Annotated in this window: 8 protein-coding genes; 6 read left to right on the forward strand and 2 right to left on the reverse strand. The window is 62.4% G+C overall.

All coding sequences use genetic code 11. The features are described from left to right. Positions 1–86 precede the first annotated feature (86 nt). Positions 87–989 (reverse strand): HTH-type transcriptional regulator ArgP, encoded by a 903-nt coding sequence (locus BUE09_RS13560; RefSeq protein ID WP_073301463.1) that lies wholly within the window; start codon positions 987–989, stop codon positions 87–89. Between the two features lie 123 nt (positions 990–1,112). On the opposite strand from BUE09_RS13560, the gene BUE09_RS13565 reads away from it, so the two are divergent. Next, a complete protein-coding gene (locus tag BUE09_RS13565) occupies positions 1,113–1,739 on the forward strand; it encodes a trimeric intracellular cation channel family protein (RefSeq protein ID WP_064480217.1) in 627 nt (208 codons plus the stop codon). 127 nt (positions 1,740–1,866) lie between these two features. Further along, complete coding sequence (locus BUE09_RS13570) at positions 1,867–4,620, forward strand: response regulator (RefSeq protein ID WP_172830729.1); 2,754 nt, start codon at positions 1,867–1,869, stop codon at positions 4,618–4,620. A 140-nt stretch (positions 4,621–4,760) separates the two neighbouring features. On the opposite strand, the gene BUE09_RS13575 is transcribed toward BUE09_RS13570, so the two are convergent. Further along, a complete protein-coding gene (locus tag BUE09_RS13575; protein WP_073301465.1) occupies positions 4,761–6,557 on the reverse strand; it encodes a gamma-glutamyltransferase family protein in 1,797 nt (598 codons plus the stop codon). 284 nt (positions 6,558–6,841) lie between these two features. Between BUE09_RS13575 and cysM the strand changes: the two genes are divergently transcribed. From cysM to mazG, 4 genes are all read left to right on the forward strand, one after another. Beyond that, complete coding sequence (gene cysM, locus BUE09_RS13580; RefSeq protein ID WP_073301466.1) at positions 6,842–7,741, forward strand: cysteine synthase CysM; 900 nt, start codon at positions 6,842–6,844, stop codon at positions 7,739–7,741. Positions 7,742–7,774: 33 nt separating this feature from the next. After that, positions 7,775–9,130 (forward strand): 23S rRNA (uracil(1939)-C(5))-methyltransferase RlmD, encoded by a 1,356-nt coding sequence (gene rlmD / locus BUE09_RS13585; RefSeq protein WP_073301467.1) that lies wholly within the window; start codon positions 7,775–7,777, stop codon positions 9,128–9,130. 100 nt (positions 9,131–9,230) lie between these two features. Next, positions 9,231–11,477, forward strand: a complete 2,247-nt coding sequence (gene relA, locus BUE09_RS13590; protein ID WP_073301468.1) for a GTP diphosphokinase — start codon at positions 9,231–9,233, stop codon at positions 11,475–11,477. Between the two features lie 462 nt (positions 11,478–11,939). Then, entirely contained in the window at positions 11,940–12,770 is an 831-nt protein-coding gene (mazG, locus tag BUE09_RS13600; protein WP_073301470.1) for a nucleoside triphosphate pyrophosphohydrolase, read from the forward strand. Positions 12,771–12,792: the final 22 nt, after the last annotated feature.

Here is a 12,792-nt window from a genome sequence, read left to right on the forward strand (position 1 = left end):
CACCAATGCGGGCCAGGTTAACGCCATACGATTAGGTAGGAGCAAGTTTGCTCGCGAACCAGGACACATGGACGGGCAATCATTCATCAAGCTCCTTCAGGCCGCGCAAGAATCTTCGGCGCCGCTTCGATGATTTGCCGCGACAGGTTTTCCATGCGCGGAGACTGCACTTTCCAGGTGTGCCAATACAGCGCGATGTCCAGAGGCGCTTCGGCTGCAAGGTCGACCAGATCGCCCTGCACCAAGGCTTCGCCCAGCAGCGACTCTGGCACCATGCCGTAGCCCAGCCCGTATCGAATGGCACAGAAGCGCGGTTCTGCACCGGGCACGTAGTGGCAGGGATAGGCACCTTCGGGCAGTCCCAGCTGGTTGAGCAAAAAGGATGAGGTCAGGCTGTCTTTGCGTGTGTAGGCGACCACCGGTGCTTTGCGCGCGGCGTTGCGGCTCAGCCCGTTGATGAAATGTTGCTGCTGAAACCCGCGCGACGCGACCAATCGGTAGCGCATGCTGCCCAGCGGGCTGGCCGTGCATCCACGCATGGGCTTGGGCTCGGTGCTGATACAGCCGATGGCAAGGCCGGTTTCCAGAAGGCTGTAGGTGTGGTCCTGATCTTCAATGGTGAGGTCCAGCAGCACACGCTCGCGGATCAATACGTCGGCCAGCGCCGGAAAGAACCAGGTGCCCAGGCTGTCGGCATTGAGCGCGGCTACGACCACCAGGGGGGCGTCGCTGCGCTCGGCGAGTTCGGCCATCAGATCCGCTTCCAGCAGCGTGGCGCGCTTGAGGTATTGCATCAGGCGCTGACCGGTTTCTGTTGGGCGGCAAGGTCGGCTACGTACCACCAGCGCGCTGCCCAACGTACTTTCCAAGGCACGCACCCGCTGCGAGATCGCCGGCGGCGTCAGATGCAGGCGCAGGGCGGCCTGTTCGAAACTGCCAGTCCTGATCACGGTGCGGAAGGCTTCTGTCTGCTTGGGGTCGAGATTCAATGGCTGAGCCTTATATTAAGTAAATGTTGGTATAGCCTAAATTTACTTAGCTACACCAATTATTTGCGAGTGTGCCCCATACTTACGGGACTTTCAGCTTTTCGTCCTCATTGGAGTCGCGCCGTGACCCTGCTGCACATCATCTACCTTGTCGCGATCACGGCGGAAGCCATGTCCGGCGCCATCATGGGCATGCGCCGCGGCATGGATCTGTTCGGCATTTGCCTGCTCGGCACTGTCACGGCGTTGGGTGGCGGCACGGCGCGTGATGTGCTGCTCGGACACTATCCGGTGGGTTGGATCGCCCATCCCGAGTACCTCGGTTTTACTGTCGGTGCGGCCATCGTCACGGCGATGGTTGCGCGGCACATGCATCACCTGCGGCAGGTATTTCTGTTGGTTGACGGCCTCGGCCTGGTGGCGTTCACGGTAATTGGTTGCGGCGTGGCGATGGAAATGGGCGCACATATGGTGATCGTCGTGCTGGCCGGTGTGATCACCGGCGTCTTCGGCGGACTGCTGCGCGACATCCTCTGCAACGAGGTGCCCATGGTGCTGCAGCGTGAGCTCTATGCAACGGTCGCGCTGTTTACCGGCCTGCTGTACGTCGGGTTGCTGTGGTTGGGGGTGAGCAATTCAATTGCTTCGCTGGCGACACTCTGTGCCGGTTTCCTGTTCCGGGTGCTGGCGATGACCTTCCATTGGAAACTTCCGGATTTTCAGGGACGTGATATTCGTGGCCTGGACTGACCCGCTGCGCTTCCACGCCTGAACCCGGCTGATGATCTAGCACTCCATCACCCTAAGGCGCAGCCGTGCTGATTCCCGACCGGCGAGCCGCTACACTAGCGGCCGGCCTACCAAGGGGAATGGAACCGTGCTGAAAGACCTGGGAATAAAGAGTCGCGTGCTGGTGCTGATCTTGTTGCCCAGTACAGTTCTGGCCGTGGCGCTTGGCATTTACTTCACCTGGATGCAGCTGTCGGAGATGCGCCATCAGCTCGATGCGCGCGGTCAGCTGATCGCCGAACAATTGGCGCCGCTGGCTGCCCCAGCCATGGCGCAGGGCTACGACAAGCGGCTGCAGCGTATTCTCAATCAGGTGCTGGATCAGCCTGACGTGCGTGCGGTGTCCATCCTCGACCCCGAGCGCAATTTGCAGGCCCATGCCGGGCCGAACATGATCACCCCGTCGCCACCAACCGATCCCGAGGCGCTGACTCAGGTCAGCAGCGTCGACACCACACGCATCCTCCTACCGGTGCGTGGCAAGCATCTGAATCTCGCCGAAGACAACCCTGAAAACGACCTCCGCGTGATTGGCTGGCTGGAGCTGGAACTGTCGCACCAGGGCACGCTGTTGCGCGGTTATCGCAGCCTGTTTGCCAGCCTGTTGCTGATTGGCGCCGGGCTGATCATCACCGCGCTGCTGGCGCTGCGCATGAGTACGGCCATCAGCAAGCCGCTGCACAAGGTCAAGGTGGCAGTGGCGCAGCTCAAGGATGGTCACCTGGAGACGCGTTTGCCAGCGCTCGGCAGTCACGAAATGGACGAGGTCGCGGCAGGCATCAACCGTATGGCTGAGGCCTTGCTGGCGGCTCGTGAAGAGTTGCAGCAGAGCATCGACCAGGCCACCGAAGACGTGCAGCAGAACCTCGAGACCATCGAGATCCAGAACATCGAGCTGGACCTGGCACGCAAGGAGGCGTTGGAGGCCAGCCGGATCAAGTCCGAGTTTCTGGCCAACATGAGCCATGAGATCCGCACGCCGCTCAACGGCATCCTCGGGTTTACCCATCTGCTGCAGAAGAGCGACCTCACGCCCAGGCAGCACGACTACCTGTCGACCATCGAAAAATCGGCGGACAGCCTGCTCGGAATCATCAACGAGATTCTCGACTTCTCCAAGATCGAAGCCGGCAAGCTGGTCCTCGACAATATTCCGTTCAACTTGCGCGATCTGATCGAGGACACCCTGACCATCCTCGGTCCGGCGGCGCACCAGAAGCATCTCGAGCTGGTCAGTCTGATCTATCGCGACACACCGCTGTCGCTGGTCGGCGATCCGCTGCGGCTCAAACAGGTGCTGACCAACCTGGTCAGCAATGCCATCAAGTTCACCAACGAAGGCACCGTGATCGTCCGTGCGATGGTCGAGGATGAACGCTCCGACCGTGCGCAGCTGCGCATCAGCGTGCAGGACACCGGCATTGGTCTGACCGATCAGGATCTGCGCTCCCTGTTCCAGGCGTTCAGCCAGGCGGACAACTCGCTGTCGCGCCAGCCCGGTGGTACTGGCCTCGGCCTGGTGATTTCCAAGCGTCTTATCGAGCAGATGGGCGGGGAAATCGGCGTCGACAGCATTCCGGAAGAGGGCTCCGAATTCTGGATCAGCCTGAGCCTGCCCAAAGCGCGTGACGACATCGAGGACCTGCCACGGGCGGCGCTGCTCGGACGCAAAGTCGGCTTGCTTGAGCAGCATCCGCTGACGCGTCAGGCCCTGCAGCACCAGCTGGAAAGCTGTGGCATGGAGGTGTTGCTGTTCGACAGTCTGGATCAGCTGCAGGCGGCGGTATTCGAGGCGCATACCAGCGATAAACCGATCGAAATAGCGGTGCTCGGCGTGACCCATCGAGAAATCGCACCGCAACAGCTATGCCTGCGGCTCTGGGAGTTCGAAGGGCTGGGCTGCAAATGCATCGTGCTGTGCCCGACCAGTGAACAGGCGCAGTACCACGAGGCGCTGCCCGAATCGCACACCCACGCCCAGCTGCAAAGCAAGCCGGCCTGTACCCGCAAGTTGCAGCGGGTGCTGCTCGATCTGCTGCGCCCGCCACAGACGATGATCGAGAGCATCGCGGTATCGGAAACCCGACCGCCGCGCGTGCTGTGTGTCGATGACAATCCGGCCAACCTGCTGTTGCTGGAAACCCTGCTCACCGATATGGGCGGCGAAGTCGAGGCGGTGAGCAGCGGCGCCGAAGCCTTGGAGGCGGTCAAACTCAGGTCTTTCGATCTGGTGTTCATGGATGTGCAGATGCCGGGAATGGACGGACGCCAGACCACCGAGGCGATTCGTCGCTGGGAAGATGACAGTGCGCAGCCGCCGATGCCGATTGTCGCGCTCACGGCTCACGCGCTGTCCAACGAAAAGCGCTCGCTGTTGCAGAGTGGACTGGACGATTACCTGACCAAACCGATCAGCGAGCGCCAGCTGGCCCAGGTAATTCTGAAATGGACCGGTCTGCCGCTGGCGCGCAGCTTTGTGGCTGCACCCCTCGAGACACTGACGCCGGAAAACAACCTCAAAGTGCTCGATGCGGAAGAGGGATTGCGCCTGGCCGCCGGCAAAGCCGATCTGGCCGCGGACATGCTGAGCATGCTGCTGGCCTCGCTGGAGGATGATCGCCAGGTGATCCGCGAGACGCGTCTGGCCAATGACCGGCAGGCGACCATCGACCGTGTGCACCGTTTGCACGGCGCTACCCGCTATTGCGGTGTCCCGCAGCTACGGGCTGCCTGCGAACGCAGCGAAACATTGCTCAAGCAGAATCACCCGAGCGCGGCCCAGGCACTGGATGAGCTGGACAGCGCCATCGAGCGGCTGGAGATCGAGGCGCGCGTGGTCTAGCGCAGGAGGTCGTCCCTGAGTGCACTACCCAAGGAGGCTCCTCCGGCGGCGACGTCCATCACGCACTCGAACGTGCAGGGCCGCGCTCGGCGGCAGATGCCAGCCGCAGGGCTGCCTGACGGCTGGCAGTCGTCGAGACGTTACTCGCCCATCACCACACCTTCGCGGCGCGGGTCGGCGCCGCCGAACCAGCCGCTGTCGGTGCGTTGAATAGCTTGAAGTCCGCTGGTCATTTTCGCCTCGTTGACCTCATGGCCGCGTGCTTTCAGTGCCTGTACGGTGCTCGCTGGAAAGCGTCCTGCTTCGAGCACCGTCGGGCCGTTAAAGCTGCCGAAGTTGGGCAGGTCTATTGCCCGTTGCGCATCCAGATCCCAGTCATACATGCCCAGCAGGGTCTTCGCGGTGAAGTGGATGATCGCCGCGCCGCCAGGGGAGCCGAGGCTCGCCAGAAGCTGCTCGCCGGTGACGTCGAATACCAGCGTCGGGCTCATGCTCGAGCGTGGGCGCTTGTTCGGCTCGACCCGGTTGGCCACCTGCCGACCAAAAGCGTCGTAGGGTTCGAAGGCAAAGTCGGTGAGTTCGTTGTTCAGCAGGTAGCCGCCGGGGAGGCCAGTGCCGCCATCGTTGAGCAGACGTGAGCCGAAGGCTTGCTCGATGGTGGTGGTCATCGCCAGCGCGTTGCCCTCGGCGTCGACGATGCTGATATGGCTGGTGCCGTATTCCGGTTGTGCCGCCTGCGGGGCGAACACGATCGGCATTTCGCCGGGTTCGCCCGCTTCGGCAGTGCCCATGCTGCGCGGGCCGATCAATGCGGCGCGCTGCTTGAGGTAACTCGGTGCAAGCATGCTGTTCCAGGTGCGGCCCGGAACGGGCACGAAATCAGGGTCAGCCAAGTACTTGGCGCGGTCGGCATACGCCAGTCGTGAAGCCTCGGTATAGCGGTGCAGGAATTCGACGGAGGGCACGCCCTGATCGAGCGGCTGCACAGTCGGCAGCTGTTCCAGCATGCCGAGAATCTGCATCTGCGTAATGTGGCCCGACGACGGCGGTGGGAAACCGCAGACCTGATAGCGCTTCTGCCAGAGCGTGCAGATCGCGTCCCGCTCGCGCGGCTGGTACCCCTCCAGATCGTTCAGGCTGATGCGACCTGGATTGGTCGGGTGAGTGTTCACCTGCAGGACCAGCGAGCGGGCGTTGGCGCCGGTGTAGAACGCCTCGCTGCCGCGTGCGGCGATGTCCTTGAGCAGCGCGGCGAGGGCTGGATTGCGCAGGCGATGGCCGACCGGTATCGGCTCGCCATCGTCCTGGTAGTAGAACGCCGCAGCGCGCGGGTCTTTGCGCAAGGCCGGATCGTTGACCAGCAGGCCATGCAAGCGCGGGCTGACTTCGAAACCGTTTTCAGCAAGTTCGATAGCTGGTTGGAACAAGGCTTTCCAAGGCAAGTTGCCGTACTGATCGTGCGCGCGTTCAAGCATTCTCACCACGCCTGGCACACCCACCGAGCGACCACCAACGACGGCATCGAGAAATGCCATCGGCTTGCCGTCGGCAGTCAGGAACAGTCGTTCGTCGACCGCTGCCGGTGCGGTCTCCCGGCCGTCCAGCGCTGCGATGTGTTCGCCATCCCAATGCAGCAGAAAGGCACCGCCGCCAAGCCCGCTGGATTGCGGCTCGACCAGGCTCAACACCATCTGTACCGCCACGGCGGCGTCCATTGCACTGCCGCCGGCCTTGAGTATTTGGTAGCCGGCTTCGGTTGCCAGCGGGTTGGCTGCGGCAACGGCAAAGCGTTCCAGCGCCCAGCCGGGCTTGGCCGAATAGCCGCTGGACGCCTCCGGGGCCGGCGGGACTTCGCTGGACGGGCCGTCCGGTTGAGTACAGGCGGTGAGGCTCAACAACAGTATTGAAGGAACCAGGGCGGCTCGTCCGACGTGCATGGGATGTTCCTTGTCTGGGGCGGAAGAAAATGTGTAACTGATTACAGGCCTAGACCACTGACCCCGGTCTGCCAAGCTTGATCGCTGCGGTTGGCAACATCTCCGTACGATCATTGTGCTGAGCCGTTCGTCTGCCTGCTTCGCCGAATGGGTAGGGTGCGTCGCGCATCGGCAGCTATTTCGCGATGCCCGCCTGACCGATGCAAGGGTAGCGCGGTCTGCCCGTGGCCGATGGTTGCCGGTATCATGTGCGCCTCTCAAAGGCTGTGCGGTCCATCGAAGCCATGACAATTCAGTACCCGACCATCGCCGATTGCGTCGGCAACACCCCTCTGGTTCGCCTGCAGCGTCTGCCCGGCGAAACCAGCAATACCCTCCTGGTCAAACTCGAAGGCAACAACCCCGCCGGCTCGGTCAAGGACCGTCCTGCGTTGTCGATGATTGCCCGGGCCGAAGCGCGTGGCGATATCAAGCCCGGCGACACCCTGATCGAAGCCACTTCCGGCAATACCGGTATTGCCCTGGCCATGGCCGCGGCGATCAAGGGCTACAAGTTCATCCTGATCATGCCCGACAACTCCAGCGCAGAGCGCAAGGCTGCCATGACGGCCTATGGCGCCGAGCTGATTCTGGTGAGCAAGGATGAGGGCATGGAAGGCGCTCGCGATCTGGCGGTAAAGATGGCCGCCGAAGGGCACGGCAAGGTACTCGATCAGTTCGCCAATGGCGACAATCCTGAGGCCCATTTCGCCAGCACCGGGCCGGAACTGTGGCAGCAGACTCAGGGCAACATCACCCATTTCGTCAGCTCAATGGGTACCACCGGCACCATCATGGGCGTGTCGCGCTACCTCAAGCAGCAGAACCCGGCGATCCAGATCGTCGGCTTGCAGCCCATGGAAGGCGCAGCGATTCCGGGCATCCGCCGCTGGCCGCAGGAATACCTGCCAAAAATCTACCAGGCCGAGCGCGTCGACCGCATCGTCGACATGGCCCAAGACGAGGCCGAGCACGTCATGCGCCGGCTGGCCCGAGAGGAAGGCATCTTCTGTGGCGTATCGTCCGGTGGTGCGGTGGCGGCGGCGCTGCGGCTGTCCAAGGAAGTCGAAAATGCGGTGATCGTGGCGATCATCTGTGACCGTGGCGACCGCTACCTGTCGACGGGCGTCTATGACCAGCCCTGATCGTGACATGACGCTGCAAGGCGGAACCTGCTGATGGCCAAGCGCAGTGGCGGTTTACGCTTCCAGCCCAGCGGTGGCGAGAAGAAGCCGCAGATTCCGACTGGCAAAAAGCAGCGGTTGAGTATTCAGCGGCTGGCGAACGATGGCCGCGGCATCGCCTTTCTCGACAACCGCACCTGGTTTGTCGAGGGTGCCTTGCCCGGGGAAGACGTCGAGGCGCGCGTCCTGAATGCGCGAAGCCAGATCGTCGAAGCCCGCACCGAGCGGGTATCGGTGGTCAGCGCCCAGCGGCGTACCGAGCCGTGCCCACATGCGCGGGTTTGCGGCGGCTGCAACCTGCAGCACCTGAGTGCGGCCGATCAGCTCGAACTGAAACAGCGCAGCCTTGCTGAACAATTATCCCGCGTGGCCTCGATCGAGCCGCAGCAATGGGCGGCGCCGCTCAGCGGGCCGGAGTTCGGCTATCGCAGGCGCGCACGGTTGGCGGTGCGTTGGGACAACAAGGCGCGGCGGCTCGATGTAGGTTTCCGCGCCAGTGCCAGCCAGGACATCGTCGCGATTCGCGAATGTCCGGTGCTGGTACAGCCCTTGCAGACGCTGTTGCCGGCGCTGCTAACCGTGTTGCATGAATTAGGAAAACCGCAGGTGATTGGTCACCTGGAGTTGTTCAGCGGAACCAGCGAAGCGGTGCTGGTGCGCCACGCCGCTGCGCTGTTGCCAGACGACCTGCAGCGTTTCACCGATTTCGCCGAAGCGCACGGCGTGCAGCTTTGGCAGCAAGGCGAGGGTGCGCCGCAGCCGTTGGACGCCGCGTACAGGTTGGGCTACCGCTTGCCGGCATGGGATCTGGAACTGGCGTGGCGACCAGGCGACTTCGTCCAGGTCAACGCGCCGGTGAACGAGGCAATGGTCGCGCAGGCGCTGGAATGGCTGGCACCGGAAGCGGGCGAGCGGGTGCTCGATCTGTTCTGCGGGTTGGGCAACTTCAGCCTCCCTCTGGCACGTCTTGGTGCGCAGGTGGTGGCGGTGGAGGGTGTCGGCGAGATGGTCGAGCGCGCCCGCACCAATGCGGAGCACAACGGTCTGGATACGGCGCACTTTTATCAGGCGGACCTGTCGAAGCCGCTTGCCAAGGCGGAGTGGGCAAAAGATGGCTTCGCAGCGGTCCTGCTCGATCCGCCGCGTGACGGTGCCTTGGAAATCGTGCGGCAGATGACGACTTTAGGCGCACGGCGCGTGGTCTATGTTTCGTGCAATCCTGCAACGCTGGCGCGCGATGCTGCCGAGTTGATCGGCCAGGGCTACCAGCTGAAGCGGGCCGGCATGCTCGATATGTTTCCGCAAACGGCGCACGTCGAGGCTATGGCGCTCTTCGAGCGACCTGCGTAGCGCAACTTTTTTGACAGGCGATCGGCCTGTGGTTCAACCGACCGGCTCCCAGAAAGTCGGCGTATTCGACGCAGATGATGCGTAGAGGGAAGGTATTTAAATGGTCCAGGTCAGAGCGCTTCAGCCGATCAACACCGACGGCAGCATCAACCTCGATGGCTGGCTCGATCACGTGCTGGGGATGGACCCGGCACTCGACCGCGAGGCTCTCAAACAGGCCTGCGAGTTCGCCCGAGAGGCAGAGCAGCAGGCCAACGCGGTGCAGAATCTTTGGAGCGAAGGCACCTCCAGCTACCAGACTGGCTTGGAGATCGCCGAGATACTCGCCGACCTCAAGCTCGATCAGGACAGCCTGGTGGCCGCGGTGATCTACCGTGGCGTGCGCGAAGGCAAGATCCCGCTCGCCGAGGTGCACCAGCAGTTCGGCCCGGTGGTGGCCAAGCTGATCGAGGGTGTCCTGCGCATGGCGGCCATCAGCGACAGCCTCAACCCGCGTGAGTCGCTGGTGCTGGGCACCCAGACCCAGGTGGAAAACCTGCGCAAGATGCTGGTGGCGATGGTCGATGACGTCCGCGTCGCGCTGATCAAACTGGCCGAGCGGACCTGCGCCATCCGCGCCGTGAAAAATGCCGATGACGACAAACGCCATCGCGTCGCTCGGGAAGTGTTCGATATCTATGCACCGCTGGCCCACCGGCTGGGCATCGGTCATATCAAGTGGGAGCTGGAGGATCTGTCCTTCCGCTACCTCGAACCCGAACAGTACAAGCAGATTGCCCAGTTGCTGCATGAGCGCCGACTGGATCGCGAGCAGTACATCCAGAACGTCGTCCAGCAACTGAAGGACGAATTGACCGCCACCGGGATTCACCCTGAGATTGACGGGCGTGCCAAGCACATCTACTCGATCTGGCGGAAAATGCAGAAGAAGGGCCTGCAATTCAGCCAGATCTACGACGTTCGCGCCGTTCGCGTGCTGGTGCCGGAAGTGCGCGACTGCTACACCGCGCTCGGTATCGTGCACACCCTGTGGCGGCACATCCCCAAGGAATTCGACGACTACATCGCCAATCCCAAGGAAAACGGCTACCGCTCGCTGCATACCGCCGTGCTCGGGCCGGAAGGCAAGGTGCTGGAAGTACAGATCCGCACCCAGGCCATGCACGAAGAGGCCGAGCTGGGCGTGTGCGCGCACTGGCGTTACAAGGGCACCGACGTCAAGAGCACTTCGAACCACTACGAGGAAAAGATTTCCTGGCTGCGTCAGGTGCTCGAATGGCATGAAGAGCTGGGTGATATTGGCGGTCTGGCCGATCAGCTGCGCGTCGATATCGAACCCGATCGCGTCTACGTGTTTACCCCGGACGGTCATGCTATCGATCTGCCCAAGGGTGCCACGCCGCTGGACTTTGCCTACCGCGTGCACACCGAAATCGGCCACAACTGCCGCGGTGCCAAGATCAACGGGCGCATCGTGCCGCTCAACTACAGCCTGCAAACCGGCGAGCAGGTGGAGATCATCACCAGCAAGCACGGCTCGCCGAGCCGCGACTGGCTGAACCCCAACCTGGGCTACATCACCACCTCGCGTTCGCGGGCGAAGATCGTCCACTGGTTCAAGCTGCAGGCCCGCGACCAGAACGTGGCTGCCGGCAAGGCACTGCTGGAACGCGAGCTGGGCCGTCTCGATCTGCCGCCGGTGGATTACGACAAGCTCGCGGAAAAGGCGAATCTGAAGACGGCCGAAGACATGTTCGCCGCGTTGGGCGCGGGTGACTTGCGCCTGTCGCAGCTGGTCAACCATGCCCAGCAGCTGGTGGAGCCGGATAGCCACGCAGCCGACCAGCTGGAGCTGATTCCGCGGCGCCCCACCAGCACCAAGCCGGGCAAGCGCGGCGACGTGCAGATCCAGGGTGTCGGCAACCTGCTCACGCAGATGGCCGGCTGCTGCCAGCCGCTGCCGGGCGATCCGATTGTCGGTTACATCACTTTGGGGCGGGGTGTCAGCATTCACCGCCAGGATTGCGCCTCGGTGCTGCAGCTGGCCGGCCGTGAGCCAGAACGGATCATCCAGGTCAGCTGGGGGCCGATCCCGGAGAAAACCTATCCGGCGGACATCAGTATCCGGGCGTATGACCGTTCCGGTCTGCTGCGTGACGTATCGCAGATCCTGCTCAACGAGCGAATCAATGTACTGGCCGTCAACACCCGCTCGAACAAGGAAGACAGCACAGCGCAGATGACCCTGACCATCGAAATCCCGGGGCTGGATGCGCTGGGGCGTCTGCTCAGCCGGATATCGCAGCTGCCCAATATTATCGAGGCCAAGCGCCAGCGTACCTCCTGACCTGCTCCGAGCTGCTGCGCTCGATCTGGCGTTGTTGAAGCCCAACCGAAAAATGCTCATTGGCAACAGCCAACTCCGCTTTTTCGGTTGAGCTTCGCCTAGCCAGCTCTTCGCTCGCGACGCTCGGGGCCGGACGCATGAATGAGGTGGATCGATAGAATGGTTACCCTGAGGCCTGGACATGCTCAGTGGAGCAGCCAACTCCGTTTTTTCAGCAAGCTTGCGCCTTGTCTGGCCTTCGCTCGCGACGATCAGGATGATGTACGGAGCTGCTTGGCTCGGGGCCAGATGGTCGCAGGAAAAGCTCGTAACACCGTAGGGTGGATGTCGCTTTTTACATCCACCATGACGATGTCGGGGCCGGACTGAAATCGTTATGGGACTGTGCGCGGTGGATGGATGAAGCGTCATCCACCCTACAATGGGCTCAGCTTCACTCTCAGGCTTTCACCGAGGAATCTCATGTACCAGCTCAATGACCTGTTGCACCTGATGGCCCGGCTGCGTGATCCGCAGCATGGCTGCCCGTGGGATCTGCAGCAGGATTACGCCAGCATCGTGCCGCATACTCTGGAAGAAGCCTACGAGGTGGCGGATGCCATCGAGAGCGGCGACTTCGAGCACCTGCCCGGTGAGCTGGGTGACCTGCTGTTCCAGGTGGTCTATTACAGCCAGCTGGCTAAGGAGGAGGGTCGCTTCGAATTCGATGCGGTGGTCGACGGCATCACCTGCAAGCTGTTGCGTCGGCACCCGCATGTGTTCCCTGACGGCGATCTCTACGGCTCGCCGGAGTTGCCGCGTCTCGATGAGGCAGCGATCAAGGTGCGTTGGGAGGAGATCAAGGCGGAGGAGCGCGCCGAGAAAGCTGCTGCGCCGGAGCAACTTTCGCTGCTCGACGATGTGCCCAGCGCATTGCCCGCGCTGAGCCGCGCGGCCAAACTACAGAAGCGTACGGCTCAGGTCGGCTTCGACTGGCCGGACGCGCTGCCGGTGGTGGACAAGGTGCGTGAGGAACTTGGCGAAGTCCTCGAAGCCATGAGCGAAAATGACCCCGACGCCATTGCCGAGGAGATTGGTGATCTGCTGTTCGTCACGGTGAATCTGGCGCGGCACCTGAAGGTCGATCCGGAAAACGCCTTGCGTGCGGCCAACCAAAAATTCGAGCGCCGCTTCCGCTTTATCGAACAAGCCTTGCGGGAAAGCGGCCGGCCCATCGAAGATTGCGACCTGGAGACGCTCGACGCGCTATGGGGCGAGGCTAAGAAAGCCGAAAAGACACCGACCTGCGGTTGATAGCCGGAGCCTGATCGTGGAA

It is taken from the genome of Stutzerimonas xanthomarina DSM 18231 (assembly GCF_900129835.1).
Lineage (GTDB): Bacteria > Pseudomonadota > Gammaproteobacteria > Pseudomonadales > Pseudomonadaceae > Stutzerimonas > Stutzerimonas xanthomarina.